This window comes from Blastococcus jejuensis (genome assembly GCF_039534705.1).
GTDB lineage: Bacteria > Actinomycetota > Actinomycetes > Mycobacteriales > Geodermatophilaceae > Blastococcus_B > Blastococcus_B jejuensis.
The window spans coordinates 179261-197921 of sequence record NZ_BAAAVV010000001.1; the positions used below are offsets into that span (position 1 = coordinate 179261).

An 18661-nucleotide genomic window follows, 5' to 3' on the forward strand; every position below is an offset into this window, starting at 1 on the left:
GTCCGCCTGCCGCGCAACGACTACTGGCGGGTAGCTACAGTCCGACCGGCTCAGAGCAGAGGGAGAACACCGGTGCAGAAGGTCCTGATCGCCAACCGCGGCGAGATCGCGGTGCGCGTCGCCCGCGCGTGCAAGGACGAGGGGCTGACCAGCGTCGCCGTCTACGCCGAGCCCGACCGTGACGCCCTGCACGTCCGGGTGGCCGACGAGGCCTTCGCCCTCGGGGGGACGACGCCGGGTGACTCCTACCTGGTGATCGAGAAGATCATCGACGCGGCGAAGCAGTCGGGCGCGGACGCGGTCCACCCCGGCTACGGGTTCCTGTCCGAGAACGCCGACTTCGCCCGGGCGGTGATCGACGCGGGGCTGACCTGGGTCGGCCCCTCCCCCGAGGCGATCATCGCCCTCGGCGACAAGGTGCAGGCGCGGCACATCGCCACGAAGGCCGGCGCCCCGCTCGTCCCCGGCACCAAGGACCCGGTCGGCGGCGCCGACGAGGTCATCGCCTTCGCCGAGGAGCACGGGCTGCCGGTGGCCATCAAGGCCGCCTTCGGTGGCGGGGGCCGCGGCCTCAAGGTGGCCCGCACCAAGGAGGAGATCCCGGAGCTGTTCGACTCCGCCGTCCGCGAGGCGGTCTCGGCCTTCGGCCGCGGCGAGTGCTTCGTGGAGCGGTTCCTCGACAAGCCGCGGCACGTCGAGGCCCAGGTGCTGGCCGACACCCACGGCAACGTCATCGTCGTCGGCACCCGCGACTGCTCGCTGCAGCGGCGCAACCAGAAGCTCGTCGAGGAGGCGCCCGCGCCGTTCCTGACCGACGAGCAGCGCGAGCGGATCCACTCCTCGGCCAAGGCCATCTGCGCCGAGGCCGGCTACCACGGCGCCGGCACCGTCGAGTACCTCGTGGGCGCCGACGGCTCGATCTCCTTCCTCGAGGTCAACACCCGTCTGCAGGTGGAGCACCCGGTCAGCGAGGAGACGGCCGGCATCGACCTGGTCCGCCAGCAGTTCCGCATCGCCGCCGGCGAGAAGCTGCAGATCACCGAGGACCCGACACCGCGCGGGCACAGCATCGAGTTCCGCATCAACGCCGAGGACGCCGGCCGCAACTTCATGCCCGCGCCCGGCCCCGTGAAGCGCCTGGAGGTGCCGCACGGCCCCGGTGTGCGCTGGGACTCCGGGGTCGAGTCCGGCGGCGAGGTCGCCGGTGCGTTCGACTCGATGCTCGCCAAGCTGATCATCACGGGCGCCTCCCGCGAGGAAGCCCTGCAGCGGGCCCGTCGCGCACTGGACGAACTCGTCGTCGAGGGCATGCCGACGGTCATCCCGTTCCACCGCGCGGTCGTGCGCGACGAGGCGTTCACCAGCGAGCCGTTCACGGTGCACACCCGGTGGATCGAGACCGAGTGGGACAACCAGGTCCCGCCCTACGACGCCGCTCCCGAGGAGCCGGCCGAGGCGGCGCCGCGGCAGACGGTGGTCGTCGAGGTGGGCGGCCGGCGGCTCGAGGTGTCGCTGCCCGCCGGGCTCGCCGCCGGGGGGCCGGCAGCCGGCGCTCCCGCGAAGCCACGCAAGCGTGGTGGCGGGGGCAGCGGGTCGGCGGCCTCGGGTGACGACCTGACCTCGCCGATGCAGGGCACGATCGTCAAGGTCGCTGTCGAGGACGGCGCCACCGTCGAGGCCGGCGACCTGGTCGTCGTGCTCGAGGCGATGAAGATGGAGCAGCCCATCACCGCCCACAAGGCGGGCACGATCAGCGGGCTGAACGCCGAGGTCGGCGCCGGCGTCACCAGCGGTGCTGTCATCTGCACCATCGCCGACGCGGCGTCCGACTCGGCCGAGTAGACCTGAGGCGGCCCCCGGTCGTCCCCCGCAGGGACCACCGGGGCCTGCCGTTCAGGCGGGGTCGGCGGCCCTCACCAGGCCGGTCCGGTCGGGATGAGGGACAGCGCGAAGTCCGAGGTCTGGATGGTGTTGGCGCTGGTTCCGCCGAGCGCCACGTACCCCGGGTAGGAGCGGATCGGGCGCTTGACCCCGTTCTCCACGTAGTAGATGGCCCCTGAGTCCGCCCGCAGGAAGCGGGTCAGCGCGCCGGCCTTGGGCAGGGCGGCACATGCCTGCGCGTCGAGGGTGGTGTAGCTCAGGTTGTAGTGCGCCGCGACGTCCGGCCCGACCTGGTAGAGCTTCCCGCCCAGCCCCAGGTAGCGGGTGCCCGAGCACTCGACCGCCGTGGTCATCCCCGACCCGCGCACCGCGTAGGCGTCGACGTCGGCGTCGGCGACCCGCACCACGCGGTTCGCCCCGAGCTCGCCGGTGGTGCTGAACGACCACACGGGGATGAGCTCGTCACGGCCGTTGACGAAGAAGACCGCCGCGCTGCGCGGCGAGTGGACGAGCGCTCCCGGGCCCAGCTGCGCCGGCCCGACCGGCAGGAGGTCGGCCAGGCGCTGGTCGATGCTGAGGATGCTCGGCGACGGGTTGCCGCCGTTGAGCGCGAGCAGGTCCGACCAGGAGGAGACGACCCGGCGGCGGCCCTCGTGCAGCACGTACACCGCGCCACTGGCCGAGCCCTTGATGAACCCCGTGCCGCTGATCGTGCCCGCATCCGGGAAGTAGCCCAGGACGGCCGCCCCCACCTCCGGAGGCGACGAGGGCAGCATCCGCGGCTCGGTGATCTGCTTCTTCCCGGTCTCGGTCAGCAGGTAGACCCGCGACCCCCCGGACTCCTTCACGATCGCCCCGAGGGCGCTCGAGACCGACAACCGCCGCATGCTCGCGTCGTCCAGGCGGCGCACCGGCAGCGCCGACAGCGCCGTCGCCGCGCGCACCGCCTCCGAGACCGTGGAGAACCCGCCCGTGACGCTCAGCGTCACCGCACCGGTCGACCGGTTCTGCAGCACCACGCCCGGCCGGGTCACCGGCACCCCGTAGGGCAGGTAGCCGAGCCCCGACTCGAGCAGCTGCACCCCCGACGTCGGCAGGCCGGCCGCGGTCAGCGCCGCGTCGTCGACGACCTCGCGCTTGACCCCTCCTGTCACGTAGAAGGCCTTGCCCGACGTCGTCCGGTACAGCGGCGTGATCGGCGGACCGCTGTGGAAGGCGTCGATCAGCGGCTGCTCGAGCCGCACCAGGGAGTCGCAGGACGCCCCGAACTCGGCGACCTGGGCGCACGACCCGAACGGCAGCTTGATGCCCGCGTCGATGAAGTACACCGAGCCACCCGGTGAAACCACGACCCGCGACATGCGCGACACGGTGGCCCGCCGGTCCAGGTACTGCTGCGACACGTAGCCCACCGCGCCCAGCGGCGACAGCGCCTGCATCGTGGCCAGGTCCTCGATCAGGTACTTGTTCACGCCCGACACCACGTACACCGCGGGGTTGTCCACCGTCCGCACGAGGTGGCTGCCGGCGCGAGGATCGCCGAACCAGTCGGTGAAGATCCGCCAGAAGTTGCGGTTCCCGTACGCGCTGCAGGAGTCCCCTTCGCCGTACAGGTTGTTCATCGCCGCGTCGTTCGGCTGGTACGGCGTGTAGTTGTAGAGGCCGGCGGTCGCCTGGTTGGCGATGTAGAGCGGGCTCGACCCGCACCGCTGGATCTCCGGGTGGAAGTAGACGTTGTTCACCTGGCCGGCCTTGTGGCGGAAGCTGCCCGGCCGGGCCGCGTAGTCCTGGTACCGCCACGCGGCGGAGTAGAGCTGGTTGAAGAAGCCGGCGTACCGCGGGTCGCAGGGGGCGGTGTCCGGGCAGGCGTAGCCGGCCGCCTCGCGGTACTTCCGCGTGGTCGGCTTGGTCCGGCTCACCAGGCCCTGTTCCTTCTCCAGCAGGACCATCAGCACCTGCGGGTTGATGCCGCAGCTGCGGGCGACGCCGCCGATGATCTGCGCCGCCGAGTGCACCAGGCCCCCCTGGTACCCCAGGCACAGCCCGTCGGCCGGCCGCTCCGTCGTCGTCGTCGTGTAGTCCTTCAGGCAGGCCTCCTCCCCCGCGACGCAGTTGGCGCCCCGGGCGTTCAGGAAGGTCTGGATCTCGCCGTCGGACATGGCGGCCGGGTTGAAGAACACGCTGTCGCTGATGATGTTGCCGGGGTCGAAGTCCGCCGCGATCGCGGCGGTGGCGCCCCGCTCGCCGCCGCCGACCCACATCACCATCCCGGCCAGCAGGGCCAGCACGACGACGGCGGACCGCGCCCGCCTCCGCCGGGGGCGCACCGGCGTGCTCACCAGGCCGGCCCCGTGGCGATGAGGGACAGGGCGAAGTCCGAGGTCTGGATGGTGTTGGCGCTGGTGCCGCCCAGGGCCACGTAGGCGCCGTAGGAACGGATCGCCCGCTTGACCCCGTTCTCCATGTAGTAGATGGCCCCGGAGTCCGCGCGCAGGAAGCGGGTCAGCGACCCGGCCTTGGGCAGCGCGGCGCACGCCTGCGCGTCCAGGCTGGTGTAGCTCAGGTTGTAGTGCGCGGACACGTCGGACCCGACCCGGTAGAGCTTGCCGCCCAGCCCGAGGTAGCGCGTCCCGGCGCAGTTCACCGCCGTGCCGAGGCCTCCGGCGCGCACGGTGTACGCGTCGACGTCGGCGTCGGCGACCCGCACCACGCGGTTCGCCCCGAGCTCGCCGGTGGTGCTGAACGACCACACGGGGATGAGCTCGTCACGACCGTTCACGAAGAACACAGCCGCGCTGCGCGGCGAGTGGACGAGCGCTCCCGGACCCAGCTGCGCCGGACCGGCCGGCAGGAGATCGGCCAGCCGCTGGTCGATGGTCGTGATTGCCGGCGACGCGTTGCCGCCGTTGAGCGCGACGAGGTCCGACCAGGAGGAGACGACCCGGCGCTGGCCCTCGCGCAGCACGTAGACCGCGCCGCTGCCCGAGCCCTTCACGAAGCCGGCGCCGCCCAGCGAGCCGGCATCGGGGAACATCCCGAGGAAGCCGGCGCTGACCTCCGGCACCGAGGCCGGGAGCATCGCCGCGTCGAGCAGGTGCCGCCGTCCCTGGTCGGTGAGCAGGTAGACCCGCGTCCCCCCGGCCTCCTTCACGATGGCGCCGGGCGCCATCGAGACCGAGAGGCGCCGCATGCTCGCGTCGTCGAGGGGGCGCACCGGAGCCTCGGACAGCGCCGTCGCCGCCCGGAGCCCCTCGGCGACCGTGGTGAACCCGCTCGCCGTGCTCACGGTGACCGCGCCGGTCCCCCGGTTCTGCAGCACCACACCCGGCCGGGTCACCGGCACCCCGTAGGGCAGGTAGCCGATCCCCGACTCCAGCAGCCGCACGCCGTTCGTGGGCAGGCCGGCCGCGGTCAGCGCCGCGTCGTCGACGACCTCGCGCTTGACCCCGTCGGTCACGTAGAACGCCTTGCCCGACGTCGTCCGGTAGAGCGGCGTGATCGGCGGACCGCTGTGGAAGGCGTCGATCAGCGGCTGCTCGAGCCGCACGAGGGAGTCGCAGGACGCCCCGAAGGCGGCGACCTGGGCGCACGACCCAAACGGCAGCTTGATCCCCGCGTCGATGAAGTACACCGAGCCACCCGGGGACAGCACGACGCGCGACATCCGCGACACCGTCGTCCGCCGGTCGAGGAACTGCTGCGAGACGTAGCCCACCGGGCCGAGCGGCGACAGCGCCTGCAGGGTGCCCAGGTCACCGATCTCGTACTTGTTCGACCCGGACACCACGAACACCGCGGGGTTCTCAGCCGTCCGCAGCAGGGTGCGGCCGACGTCGCCCACGAGCTGGGTCACCCGCGCGCGGATGGCACCGACCTGGTCGTAGAGGTTCTGACCGGGGCACGCCGTCGAGCCGACGTCCCGGTGGCCCATGATCACCGGCAGGGTGACGGTGGTCCCCGCGGCGTACTTCGCGGTGCCGCCGCCCCGCGACGTGAGCTGCGTCGTGCCACGGGGGTCGATGGCCCACAGCTCGAGCTTCCAGGCGATCAGCTGGCTGACCGACTCGGTGAGGGCCGCGGGCGGCGCCGCCTGCTGGAAGTCACCGAGGGTGGAGACGCCGAAGGTGTAGGTGTTGAAGCCACCGGCGTGCGCGCCGATCACGTTGCGGTCGAGGCCGCCGGCCGCCCCCTCGAAGATCTGGCCGTACCGGTCGACGATCGCGTTGTACCCGATGTCGCACCACCCGCGGCCCCCCTGGGTCACCGGGCGGGTGTGGAACAGGTAGATCGACCGGACCAGCCCCGCCGACTGCTCCGGGGCGTAGCTGTTCGTCGAGACCGTGTGGTGCACGACCGCCGCCTTCAGCTCCGAGCTGTAGGCGGGCGCGCACTCGCCGGTCGGCGTCGCCCCGGCACCCCACTGCGCGCGGCTGATGACGCCGGGCTTCGTGACCGCACCGGCGGTCGCCGCGGGGCCCTCGTCCGCGGTGTCGCCGGGATCGATCAGGACGGCGCGGAGATCCTCCACCGGCGCCTCGGTCGCCGCATCGGCGCGTACCTGCACCGCCTCGGCGCCCGAGGTCAGGAGCAGCCCGGTGCCCGCGCGGTCACCGGAGCGCTCGCTGTTGACCGTGCCGTCGTCGGGGCCGTCGTCGGACTGGGGAAGCGGGTACCACTCCGACCAGCCGTCGTCCTCGCGGACCCGGACCTGCACCACGACGCCGTCGGCGCCGGAGTCCGCGTCCCAGCTGAAGCCGACCGCCGTGAACTCCTCGGTGGGCACCTCGGGGGTGAGCACCGCCGGCGGCTCGTCCGTGGGGACGACCTCGGCCTCGCCTTCGGCGTGCCCGGGCTCGCCCGCGTGCTCCTCGGACACCACCAGGCCCTGGGGGGCGGAGCTCACCGAGGCCGCGTCGACGCCCTCCAGGAGCACGTCGGTGACCTCGGCGTCGTCGCCCGGGGCACCCAGGGCAGGGAAGGAGACGACGGGGACGGCGACGAAGCTGCAGGTGAGGAAGGAGACGAGGAGGCCGCGTGAGGCACGCATGGAAAACCCTTCGGTAAAGAACCGTGTCATCTTGACCCAGGAGTCCCGCGGATTGGTGACCCCTGGTGCCTTCGGCGTGGCGCACAGTGATGAGACGGAGCGGGCGTGGGCCAGCTCCAGCGACGGTGACGAAACGCCTCGCCACGCCGTGGGACCGGGCGATCCGGCAGTCGGCGTTAGACTCGGAACCCCGTGGTGTGAACAGGACCGTTCCTGCGGGCCACCGGGTGCCCTCGTGGGCGACCGACGGAGGGAATGGGTCAGGATGCAGGACGAGGACGCACGGCTGCGTCTGAACCGACTCGGTCAGCTGGAGCTGACCGCGGTGGGCCCCCAGCGCGGTCTGGTGTCGGGTACGTGGGCGTCCCTGCTCGACATCCACCGCTATCGGGAGCTGACGACGCTGCTCGTGCGGCGCGAGCTCCGGGCCCGGTACAAGAACAGCTCGCTGGGTTTCGTCTGGAGCCTGGTGAAGCCGGTCGCCCAGCTGATCATCTACTTCGTCGTCATCGGCCAGTTCCTCGGCGCCGCCCGCGCCATCCCCGAGTTCGCGATCTTCGTGTTCAGCGGCCTGACGATGTGGGCGCTGTTCAACGAGACGGTCAGCGGTGGCGCCGGGTCGATCGTCGCCAACTCCGGGCTGATCAAGAAGGTCTACCTGCCGCGCGAGGTCTTCCCGCTGAGCACGGTGGGCGCGGCGATCTTCAACTTCGGCATCCAGTTCCTGGTGCTGGTCGCCGGCACCCTCATCGCCGGCAGCTTCCCCTGGTCACAGCGGCTGGTCTACGTGCCGGTCGCCGTCGCGCTCGTGCTCGTGTTCGGCACGGCCCTCGCGCTCCTGCTGTCGGCGATCAACGTCTACCTGCGCGACGTGCAGCACCTGATGGAGATCGTGATCCTCATCCTGTTCTGGGCCTCGCCGATCGTCTACTCCTACGCCTACGTCACGAGCTTCCTCGAGGGGAGCTGGCTCGAGGAGCTGTACCTCTCCAACCCGGTGACCCTCGCGATCCTCGCCTTCCAGCGCGGCATGTGGACCGCGGGCGCCGACGAGCCCTTCCCCGCGAACATGCCGCTCCGTCTCAGCATCGCCTTCCTCATCTCGCTCGCGCTGCTCTGGGCGAGCCAGCGCGTCTTCGCGCGACTCGAGGGCAACTTCGCCCAGGAGCTCTGACCAGCGTGACCACGTCTCCGGAGATCATCCGAGTCACCGACGTCTCCAAGCGGTTCGTCCTGCACAAGGAGAAGTCCCTCAAGGAGCGTGCGCTCCGCCTGGGCCGCAGGAGCGACCACGTCGAGGACTTCTGGGCGCTGCGCGACATCAACCTCAGCATCGAGGCCGGGTCGACCGTGGGGCTCATGGGCTCCAACGGGTCGGGCAAGAGCACCCTGCTCAAGGTGATCGGCTCGATCATCCAGCCGACCACCGGCCAGGTCCTGCGGCGGGGCCGCCTGGCGGCCCTGCTGGAGCTCGGCGCCGGCTTCCACCCCGAGCTGACCGGCCGCGAGAACGTCTACCTCAACGCTGCCATCCTCGGGATGACGCGCCAGGAGACCGACCGCAGCTTCGACGACATCGTCGACTTCTCCGGCATCGAGAGCTTCATCGACACCCAGGTGAAGTTCTACTCGTCGGGCATGTACGTGCGGCTCGCCTTCGCCGTCGCCGTCCACGTCGACCCCGACCTGCTCCTCGTCGACGAGGTGCTGGCGGTCGGCGACGAGCCGTTCCAGCGCAAGTGCATGGACCAGATCCGCACCTTCCAGGAGGAGGGCCGGACGATCGTCCTGGTCAGCCACTCGGCCGAGCAGGTCGGTGACCTGTGCGACCGCGCGGTCCTCCTGCGCGACGGGCACATGCAGTTCGACGGCGTCCCCCGCGACGCCATCCGCGAGCTGCGGGCGGGCTTCGAGGAGGACCGCCGGGAGGAGGCCGAACGCCGCGGTGACGCCGGCCGTCCGGTGAACCGCGGCAAGATCCAGAGCGTGCGTCTGCTCACCGACACCGGGGAGCCCCTCGAGACGATGCCCAGCGGGTCACCGATGGTCTGCCGGGTCGAGATCGATCTCGACGACAGCGTCGAGCGCTGGATGATGGGGTTCGCGATCGAGACCCCGCTGGGTCAGCGGGTCTACCACGTCAACACGCACACCGAGGGCGTCGAGCTCAAGCTCGGCCGCGGCCGGCACGAGGTCGAGTTCGCCCTCCCCGCCGTCCCGCTGGGTGAGGGTGACTACGTCGTCCGGATCGGCGCCGGTGAGGTGGCCGGGGAGATGATCGACCTCCAGGCCCATGCGGCCACCTTCGCCGTCGAGTCGCCCACCGCGGGCAACGGCGTCATCGCCGTCGACGCCGCGATCGACGTCCTCTCCTGACCTCCGGCCGGGCTGCCCTCAGTCCGGGACGAGCCAGCCGGCGACCTCGCGGCGGGACACGGTCGCCGACCGGTCCGTGGCACGCCGCCGGCGCAGGGCCGACGGCGCCATGCGGAGGGCCTGCCCCATCGCGCGCGCCGTGCGCCCGCGGTGCGGCCCGGCGGCGAACCGCCAGAGCGTGCGCGCCAGCGCCCGCAGGACCACCGGCCAGGGCGCCTGGGCGAGGGCGACCAGGAGCCGGTTGCGCGTGTTGTGGATCTGGAAGAACGCGGTCGCCGTCCCGGACGACGCGGCGTGCTGGTGCTGGGTCACCGCCCCGTGGGCGTGCACGATCCGCCATCCGGCCCGGCGCAGCCGCCACGACAGGTCGGTGTCCTCGAAGTACATGAACAGGCTCGCCTCGAGCAGCCCGACCTGGTCCAGGGCGCCGCGGCGGAGGGCGGCGCAGCCGCCGTTGAACCCGAAGACGTCGACGGCCGCGGGCGGCGAGTCCTCGGGCGAGAGCCAGTCACGGTCGCGGCCGTTGCCGGACCGGGTCATGAGGTTGCCCGTCGAGTTCAGCAGCCGATGCCCGGGCTCGTCGGGGCCCACCCGCACCCACCGGCTGCCGTCATGTCCCACCAGGCCCTCGTCGGGTCCGGTTCCCGCCGGAGCGGGGCGGTAGCGGTCGGCGAGCAGGACGCGACCGGTGACGGCGGCGACGTCCTCGCCGCCGGGCCGGCGCATCGGCTCCAGGATGGCCGCGAGGAAGCCGGGCTCCACCCGGGCGTCGTTGTTCACCAGCACGACGAACTCGCCACCCGACGCCCGGATCCCGGCGTTGGCGCCGGCCGCGAAACCCTCGTTGCGCTGCCGCTGCACCACCCGCAGGGAGTCGACGGTCCGCTGCGCGACCTCTGCCGACCCGTCCTCGGACGCGTTGTCGACCAGGACGATCTCGACGCCGCCCGGGCCCGCGCCCTCGGCGTCGGCCGCCAGTGAGCGCAGGCAGTCCTGCAGCAGGTCGCCGCCGTTCCAGTTGACGACGACGACGCTCGCCGCGGGACGGGCGGTCACTCGCGAGAGCGCAGGCCGGTCCTGGCCAGCACACCGCGGGCCACCCGGCGAGCCAGCGCGACCGGCTGCCGGCCCCGCAGGCCGGCGATCTCCGCCCGAGCCTCCGCGAAGGCCTTCTGGTGCTCGGCGAGGTCGCGGACCAGCTTCTCCCGCTCCTCCTCGTGCTGCCGGGCCATCTCGTACAGCCGGTCGATGTCCGCGCTGGCGCGCTGCCACTGGACGTCGAAGCGGTCGCCGCCGCGGACCTCCGCGAGCGTGTGCCGGTACACCGTCCGGAGGTCGTCGGCCGAACGGATCCGTCGGTCCTTCAGGCTCGTGTCGGTGGTGTTCACGACGGCCTGGAAGGCCGACTCCTGGGCGCAGAACCGGTCGAACGCCTCGTCGTCGATCTCCACGCCGATGTCGGCTGCGAGAGCGGCCACGAGCTCGGCGACCGTTCCCGCCGGCTGCAGCCGCTCGGGCCGGGTCCGTGAGGCCAGCTGGACGGCGGTCAGGAACAGCCCCCGGACGAGCAGCGACCCGCGGTCGAAACCGCGGACCTGCCACTCCTGGTCGATCGCGACCAGCTCGTCGTCCGCGCGGAGCACCAGGTTGTGCGGCACCAGGTCCACCGGCGCCCACTCCTCGTCGGGCACCAGGGCCGCCCACCGGCGCAGCAGCTCCGCGCGGCGTCCCGGCTCGTCGAGGAGCACCTGGAGCAGGTCGCGGCCCACCACCACGGGCTCGGTCGGCGCGGGGGTGTGGCGGACGTCCTTGCCGTCACCGGTGCGGGGGCGGTCCGGGTACAGCGGGGAACGCGCCAGGTGCAGGTCGTCCGCACTCCCCCGCACCTCGCTGCGCACGGCGAACTCGGGCTGGCGCTCGGAGTTGAACAGCACCGCCTGCCGCTCCGAGGACCAGAGCGAGGCCCCCTCCCCCTTGACCGCCAGGGCGATGAACGAGTTCGCGAAGTGCTCCGCCACCCCCGAGGCCACCAGCGTGCGCCACGTCAGCTTCTCGTCGGCGAGCTGCAGGCGCGGGACGAGGTAGTCGGGGCTGGGGAACCGGGGCAACGCCTCGGCGAGCTGCCCGGAGGAGCGGAACAGCTCGTCGCTGAGGACGGCCCGCGGGAGCTTGTAGTCCGGGAAGGCGCCGAGGAACTCGGCGGTGAACCCGGACTCGGACAGCATCCGGTCCAGCGTGCGGCGCGGGAACGTGCGGGCCGGGGACTCCAGCGCGTAGCCCTCGAGGGAGTCGAAGGGCCGGTTGGTGTGGTCCTCGACCGCGCCGCTGATGTACTTGACGCCGAGCGGGTTCTCGATGGCGACCACCAGCGTCCCGCCGTCCTTGAGGACGGCGTGGCACTGGCGCAGGAACGCCAGGTACGGGGCCTCGTCGAGCGCGCCGCGCGCCACGTACTCGAGGACGCCGATGACCACGACGACGTCGTAGGCGGGAACCGGCGGGACGTCGTCCAGCGTGCCCACGTACACCTCGACCGTGTCGAGGTCGCGCGACCGGGCGCGGGCGACGCGCGCGCGGGCCGCCATCGGCTCCACCGAGTCGACCACCGCGCACTGCTCGCCGAGGTACCGGGTGATCGGGCCGCACCCGCAGCCGATCTCGAGGACCTTCGCGCCCGCCGGCAGGTCCAGGGCGCGGATGACGTTGGCGCGGGTCGGCACCAGGGAGTAGGTCGTGCCCCAGTCGGTGGCTGCGGACGCCAGCTCCTGGGAACTCGACGAGAGGTCGGACGCGGCCTCGACGATCTCCAGCAGCCGCCCCTCGGCGCCGTCGGCGTAGCCCAGGTCGGGCGCGGAGAGCACGCGGTACCCGTGCTCCGTCGGCACCTCGAGCCCGCGCAGCGGGGTCGTCTCGCTCATGCTGTTCTTCCTTCGTCGGATGACTGGCCGGGACCGTGGTCGGCACCCGCGCGCACGGATGCGATGGGGACGACCGGGGCGGGGAGCTCCGCCCGGGCCCCACGGCGCACGCCGCGCCACTTCTGCAGGTGGTACAGGGGGCCGACGGCGAGGTAGTAGGCCTTGCGCCGGGCGCGGAAGTCGCGGTCCCGCAGGAGCCGCATGGTGTCCTTCGCGATCCCCCGCAGCATCATCCGGCCGACGACCCCGACCGACGGGACGGCGACGTCGATGCCGACCTCCCGCTGCCCCATCGTCTCCTCGGCCATGCGCTCGTCGTACTCGGCCAGGGTCAGGTCGTTCGAGTGCACGGCCGAGGCCCGCGGCGCGTAGGCCTTGATGTAGCCCGCCGCGATGACGTCCCGGCCGAAGAGCTGGTCCTCGGCGTAGGACACGTCCTGGTACGGCACGGGCCCGGTGAGGATGTCGCGCCGGGCGGCGGAGTTCACATCCGAGTAGAACGTGACCGCGTTGCGCACGCCCTCGCTGGTGATGAAGTCGTCGTCGTAGAACAGCGTCGTCCCGAAGCCGGGCCCGAAGCCCTCGAACACGGCGTTGATCTCGTACTTCAGCAGCGGGAAGCACCACGGCCGCGGCACCTGGCTGCCCATGACCGCCACCACTCGCTCGCTGAGCTCGAACGGCTTGAGCAGCTCGTAGAGCCACCGGTCGTGCGCGGGGACGGCGTCGTGCGTCAGGTAGGCCACGTAGCGCCCGTTGGCCTGGTGCGCGGCGAAGTTCCGCGTCCGGCCGTGTCCGAACTCGGAGTTGGGGATCTGGACGAGCCGGACCTGCGGGAAGTCGGCCACGATGTCGAGGGTCGCGTCGGTCGACCCCGAGTCGATCACGAGGATCTCGACGGCGCCCTCGATCCGCTGGACGGTCACCGCGTTGAGCAGGTCCCGCAGGTAGCGCTCACCGTTGTAGGTCAGCACCACCACGGTCGCCAGGAACTCGTCGGCGGGCTCGGGGGTGGGCTCGGGGGTGGGCTCGGGGGTGAGCTCGTGGGTGGGCTCAGCCATGCTCGGTCATCTCCTCCCAGGTGCGGCGGATGCCGGCCGGCAGCGCGGTGGTCGCGCGGGTGGTGAACTCCGCCTCGAAGCGCTCGACGCTCAGGACCACCTGGTCCACGAAGGTCGCCGGCCGCGGCACGTGGCGGACGGCAACGTCGCGGCCGGTGACCTGCTGGATCGTCGAGATGAGCTCGGAGATCGACGTCCCCACACCGCTGCCCACGTTGTAGAGGCTCTCCCGGGCACCGACGGTGACCACCTCGGCGATCATCTCGGCGAGGTCGCCCACGTACAGGTAGTCGCGGATCATCGACCCGTCGCCGAAGACGGTGAGCGGTAACCCCTCGGCGACCTGCCGCAGGAAGATCGGGATGACGCCCTGCCGCTTCAGCGGGTTCTGACGGGGCCCGTACGGGTTGGAGATCCGGAAGGTCGTCGAATCCAGGCCGTGCGTGCGGTGGAAGTAGCGCAGGTAGCTCTCGATGGCCTGCTTGCCGATCGCGTACGGGGACACCGGGAGGGTCACGTCGGTCTCGCGGAAGACCTTCTTGTCCTGGTCGCCGTAGATGGCTCCGCCGCTGGAGGCGTAGTAGACCTTCGAGACGCCGGCGTCCACGCAGGCCGACAGCAGCTGCACGCTGGACGTGATGTTCGTCCGGATGTCCATCGTCGGGTCGCCCTCGGCCGTGGCGGGGTCCGTCGTCGACAGCAGGTGGAGCACGACCTCCTGGCCGCGCAGCGCCTTCTTCACGTCGGCCGCGTTGAGGAAATCGCCCGAGACGACCTCGACCGCTCGGCCCTCGAACCGCGACGGGCCCTGCCGGTGGCGGTCGAAGACGGTCACGTGGTGCCCGCGCTCCACCAGGGAGTCGACGACGTGCGACCCGATGAAGCCGTTCCCGCCGATGACCAGGCAGTCAGCCACGCATGGCCTCCACCACGAGGTTCACGAAGTCCCGGCCAGGCTGGTCCCACGTCATCGGCGCGACGCTGGCCGCGGCCCGGCGGGCGCGGTCGGCCAGATCGGGGCGCGCCATCTCCTCCATCAGCGCCTCGGCGAGCGCGTGCGGCGACGGGTCGGCGTACCGGATGAAGTCGTTCTGCACGACCTTGGTGTTGTTCTCACCGCGGTTGAGCACCGGGATCACGCCGCTGGCCAGCAGCTCCAGCGGCAGCAGCGACATGTTCGTCAGGGAGAGGACCAGCCCGGTGGCGCACTGGTTGTAGATGTCGTTGAGCTGGTCGATCCGCAGCATGCCGTGGTTGATGTGCGCGAACGGCAGGTCGTAGTTCGAGGTGTCCCAGCCGGCCAGGTGGATGGGACGGTCCGGCTGCGCCCGCGCGACGTGCTGCAGCGCCATGACGCCGAGCTCGAAGCCGCGCCGGGTCGTCACGGGGCGCGCGTAGAAGAACAACCCGTCCCGGCCCTCGGTCCGCGTCAGGCTGTAGTGCCGCAGGTCGGCCCCGAACCCGAACGCCGAGGTCCGCATGCCGTACTCCGCGGCGAGCTTGTCCGCGAGCCAGTGGCCGGCCGTGATGCCGTGGAAGCCGAAGCGGTAGGTGTTCTCGGCCAGCACGTGCTCGGACCCGACCGAGTAGAAGGCCGGCTCGAAGTCCTGCACGAAGTAGAAGCGGCGGGCCGGCGAGGTGTCGCGGAACGCCGGGTAGGCGGTCTCCCAGCCGGTGGCGAACAGTGCGTCGGTGTCAGGTGCGACGCCACGCTCGTGCGAGTACGCGTGGAACTCCGCGGCGATCGGCGCGTAGGACGTGTTGGCCGAGATCAGCTGCTTGAGGTACGTGGCGTCGATCGCGTGGTCGGCGGAGTGGTACAGGTAGATGCTCGCGCGGTGTCCGGCGTCCTCGAGGTACTTGATGAACCGGAAGATGTTCTGCGCCCCACCCGAGGACTCCCCCGGCGGATGCATGATCCAGGCGGTCGACAGGCCGCGGTCCCGCACCACGAGCGGGGACGCCGCCCAAGGCTGGGTGGGGGTCCAGTCGGCCTCGAGGGCGTCCTCGTAGCGGACCAGCATGCGGATCTCCTGGCGGGGCGCCAGCCCGGGCTGCGCGGTGACCAGGCGCTGCCGCGTCCGGTCCAGCGCCTTGACCGTGAGCGACCGCATCCCCTCGTTGCGGGCGATGACCGCGGCGCGGCGCACCGTCCGCAGCGCCCGAGCCGTCACGCCCGGACCCTGCGTGGCGCGACGGGCGGCCTTGACGGCCAGCGGGCGCGCACCCTCGGTCCGGAGGATCTCGACCGCTCGCCGTGCGTCCCCGCCCATGCATGCCTCTTTCTTCTCGGCGCTCGATCCCAGGAGCCGCCCGCGTGGCGTCCGGCAGGCCCCCGCGCGGGGGACACCCCGACGGTCCCGCAGCGCCCGGCGGCCCACCACCGCAGCCGGCGCCACGCTACCAGCGACGGCTCGGCGCCCCCGCCCGTCGTCCGGCTCCGCCCACGGCCGGACGGCTCACCAGGGCGAACCGGTCGGGACCAGCGACAGGGCGAAGGCCGAGGCCCGGATCGTGTTGGCGGGGGTGCCGCCGAGCGCCAGGTAGGCGCCGTAGGACCGGATCGGGCGCTTCACCCCGTTCTCGACGTAGTAGATGGCCCCGGTGTCCGCGCGCAGGAACCGGGTCAGGTTCCAGGCCTTGGGCAGCGCCGCGCAGGCGCGGGGGTCGAGGCTCGTGTAGGCCAGCGCGTAGTGCGCGGCCACGTCCGTGCCGACCTGGTGGAGCTGCCCACCCAGCCCCAGGTAGCGGGTGCCGGAGCAGTCGACCGCCGTGCCCAACCCCGATCCCCGGACCGTGTAGCTGTCGACGACGGCGTCCGGGACCGCCACGACCCGCGTGGCGCCCAACTCGCCGGTGGTGTTGAACGACCCCACCGGGATCAGCTCCGAGGCCCCGTTGACGAAGAAGACCGCCCCGCTGCGCGGGGAGTGGATCAACGCCCCCGGCCCCATCTGCGCCGGCCCGGTCGGCAGCAACGACGCCAGGCGCTGGTCGATGGTCAGGATGCTCGGGGAGGCGTTGCCGCTGTTGAGCGCGAGCAGGTCCGACCAGGAGCTGACCACCCGCCGGCGTCCCTCGTCCAGCACGTACACCGCGCCCGTCGCCGAGCCCTTCACGAACCCGGTGCCGCCGAAGCTCCCCACGTCGGGGAACAGCGCGAGGAATCCCGCGCTCACCTCGGTCGGGACCGCCGGTAGCATGCCCGGGTCGGTGATCTCCCGCTTGCCGGTCTCGGTCAGCAGGAACGCCGGACCGCCGCCGGCTTGCTGCACCACGGGTGAGGAGATCACCGGCCGGGTCAGCTGGCGCAGGCTGGCGTCGTCCAGCGCGCGCATGGGCAGCGTGCGCAGCGGCGTGGCCGCCCGCAGCGGCTCGGGGACGGCCGCGAACCCGCCGCCCACACTGAGGGTGACCCCGCCGGTCATCCGGTTGAGCAGCGCGACCCCGTCGCGGGTGATCGGCGGACCGTAGGGCAGGTAGCCGATGCCGGTCTCCAGCAGCCGCACCCCGGTGGTCGGCAGGCCCGCGGCCGTCAGCGCCGCGTCGTCGACGACCTCCCGCTTGACCCCGTCGTCGACGTAGAACGTCTTGCCCGACGTCGTCCGGTACAGCTGGGTGATCGGCGGACCGGCGTGGAACCTGTCGATGAGCGCCTGCTCCAGCGGGATGGCGGAACTGCACGCCCGGCCGAACTCGAGAACCTCGGCACACGAGGGGAAGGGCAGCTTGATGCCGGCGTCGACGAAGTACGCCGACCCGTCGGGATCGGTGAAGACCCGCTTCATCTCCAGGGGCGAGGTCTGCCGGTTGTTCAGCACCTGGTCCGAGACGAACCGGACCTGGCCCAGGGGGGCCAGCGCCGCCAGGGTGCTCAGATCGGGCACAACGTACTTCATCTCGCCCGACAGCAGGTAGACCGCCGGGTCGGCCGCGGTCCGCACCAGCGGACTCCCCGCGACCGGGGCCATCTCCAGGTGGATCCGGGCCTCGGAGGCGCTGACGCTCTCCACGGTCACGAGGAAGGCGTCGCCGCTCCCGTCGTTCGCGTTGATGCGGACGGGCGTGCCGACCGGCAGGGCGACCTCGAGGTCCTGACTCCACTGGGCTTCCGGCGACGGTGTGCCGTCGAGCAACATCGACGTGTTGTCACCGGTGGACCTCATGCGCAGGAGCACGCCGGGCTGCAGGCCGATCCAGTTCGCCCCGCTGGACAGCCAGGCGTCCTGTCCGCTCGCGGGCCGGTACTCCAACGAGTAGCGGGTCCCACCGGCGTCGAGCGTGATCACGCGGTAGCCGGAGCGTTGCGACACGGGGGCCAGCGACACGGTCTCGGCGGGGTACCCGAGCGCGAACGGCTTCGTCGAGCCCTCGTAGCCCAGGTTCTGGGACTGCTCGACGTTCAGGGAGCCCAACTGGTCCCACGAGGCGCCCATGACGTCGTAGTAGTCGCGGTACTCGGCGACGGCGCAGGAGCCGGAGTACCCGCTGCCCCGGCAGTTCCTGGCCGACGAGTGCCCGAGCCCGAAGTTGTGGCCGAGCTCGTGCGCGATCACCGAGGTCTCGACGTCCCGGACGTAGGCGAAGCCACCCGAGCTGCCCGAGCTCGGGATGGAGGTGACCTCGGCGAGCCCGTACGCGCAACCGGGCAGGGCCTCGGGAGCGCTCGTCACGTACAGCAGCAGGTGCTTGCCGGCCCCTTCGACGAAATTCACGTCGTCGGCGACCTCGTACCAGAGGGCGTACGGGTTCTCGCAGGACGCCGCGGTGTCGATCCAGTCGTGCGACGCCGTCACCCCGACCTTGACGGCCCCCCCGGTCTCCTGTTCCCAGAAGTCGGCCACCGGGCCGTTCACCGCGGCCACCACGTCCGTGAGCGTCGTCGAGTCCCGGACACCGCCCGCGGGGTTCACCATGACCACGGTCACGGAGTTCGTGTAGGGCGGGCTCGCGGGCGCGGTGGGCCCCGGCTCGGCGGGAGCCGCCGCGAGCACCTCCGTGCTGAGGACCTCGTGGGCCTCCTCGAACCCCTGCTCCACCGAGGCGGGATCGGAGACCTCCCGGCCCAGGGTCAGCTCGACGGTCGCGCCGCTCGCGATCGACTCGACGTCCGCGGTGTCGACCCGGACCGAGTCCCCGTCATCGGTGCGGACGTAGCTGAGCGGCCCCTCGTCGGCGTGCTCCTCGGTCTCGTCCAGGTCCTCGTACTCCGGCCAGACGGTGACGAGCTCGCCCACCACGATCTCCCTGGTCGCCTCCTCGCCGACGGCCACACCGGGTACCGCGAGGACCGGGGCGGCGACCACGACGGCCAGGCCGAGCAGGAACCGCCGGGAGACCGGGGGCCGGCGACGAACGGACACGGGAGAACTCCTGAG

Annotated in this window: 11 protein-coding genes; 3 read left to right on the top strand and 8 right to left on the bottom strand. The window is 71.9% G+C overall.

The genetic code is table 11. From position 1 onward, the window contains the following. Positions 1 to 72 precede the first annotated feature (72 nt). Positions 73 to 1842 (top strand): acetyl/propionyl/methylcrotonyl-CoA carboxylase subunit alpha, encoded by a 1770-nt coding sequence (locus ABD644_RS00830; protein WP_344686582.1) that lies wholly within the window; start codon positions 73 to 75, stop codon positions 1840 to 1842. A gap of 71 nt (positions 1843 to 1913) precedes the next feature. Here the strand turns inward: ABD644_RS00830 and ABD644_RS00835 are convergent, their stop codons facing one another. Continuing rightward, entirely contained in the window at positions 1914 to 4220 is a 2307-nt protein-coding gene (locus ABD644_RS00835; RefSeq protein ID WP_344686583.1) for a hypothetical protein, read from the bottom strand. Continuing rightward, positions 4217 to 6928 carry a peptidoglycan recognition protein family protein gene (locus ABD644_RS00840; RefSeq protein ID WP_344686584.1) on the bottom strand — a complete coding sequence of 904 codons (2712 nt, stop codon included), beginning with the start codon at positions 6926 to 6928 and terminating at the stop codon, positions 4217 to 4219. Before ABD644_RS00840 ends, ABD644_RS00835 begins: the two co-directional genes overlap by 4 nt. 265 nt (positions 6929 to 7193) lie before the next feature. Between ABD644_RS00840 and ABD644_RS00845 the strand changes: the two genes are divergently transcribed. Together ABD644_RS00845 and ABD644_RS00850 are read left to right on the top strand one after the other, a co-directional pair. Next, the gene (locus ABD644_RS00845; protein ID WP_344686585.1) at positions 7194 to 8102 is read left to right on the top strand and encodes an ABC transporter permease; all 909 of its coding nucleotides are present in this window, start codon (positions 7194 to 7196) and stop codon (positions 8100 to 8102) included. Positions 8103 to 8107: 5 nt separating this feature from the next. Beyond that, positions 8108 to 9304, top strand: a complete 1197-nt coding sequence (locus tag ABD644_RS00850; RefSeq protein WP_344686586.1) for an ABC transporter ATP-binding protein — start codon at positions 8108 to 8110, stop codon at positions 9302 to 9304. 18 nt (positions 9305 to 9322) lie between these two features. Here the strand turns inward: ABD644_RS00850 and ABD644_RS00855 are convergent, their stop codons facing one another. The 6 genes from ABD644_RS00855 to ABD644_RS00880 form a co-directional block, all read right to left on the bottom strand. After that, positions 9323 to 10360, bottom strand: coding sequence for a glycosyltransferase family 2 protein (locus ABD644_RS00855; protein ID WP_344686587.1), 1038 nt, complete (start codon positions 10358 to 10360; stop codon positions 9323 to 9325). Beyond that, positions 10357 to 12222 (bottom strand): class I SAM-dependent methyltransferase, encoded by a 1866-nt coding sequence (locus ABD644_RS00860; RefSeq protein ID WP_344686588.1) that lies wholly within the window; start codon positions 12220 to 12222, stop codon positions 10357 to 10359. Before ABD644_RS00860 ends, ABD644_RS00855 begins: the two co-directional genes overlap by 4 nt. Further along, on the bottom strand, positions 12219 to 13283 hold the full coding sequence (locus tag ABD644_RS00865) for a glycosyltransferase family 2 protein (protein WP_344686589.1): 1065 nt from the start codon (positions 13281 to 13283) through the stop codon (positions 12219 to 12221). The genes ABD644_RS00860 and ABD644_RS00865 overlap by 4 nt, the downstream gene beginning before the upstream one ends. Continuing rightward, positions 13276 to 14199 (bottom strand): NAD-dependent epimerase/dehydratase family protein, encoded by a 924-nt coding sequence (locus tag ABD644_RS00870; protein WP_344686590.1) that lies wholly within the window; start codon positions 14197 to 14199, stop codon positions 13276 to 13278. Before ABD644_RS00870 ends, ABD644_RS00865 begins: the two co-directional genes overlap by 8 nt. Beyond that, positions 14192 to 15556: a rhamnosyltransferase WsaF family glycosyltransferase gene (locus tag ABD644_RS00875; RefSeq protein ID WP_344686591.1), complete on the bottom strand. Its 1365-nt coding sequence runs from the start codon at positions 15554 to 15556 to the stop codon at positions 14192 to 14194. Before ABD644_RS00875 ends, ABD644_RS00870 begins: the two co-directional genes overlap by 8 nt. Positions 15557 to 15742: 186 nt before the next feature. After that, positions 15743 to 18646, bottom strand: coding sequence for a M12 family metallo-peptidase (locus ABD644_RS00880; protein ID WP_344686592.1), 2904 nt, complete (start codon positions 18644 to 18646; stop codon positions 15743 to 15745). Positions 18647 to 18661: the final 15 nt, after the last annotated feature.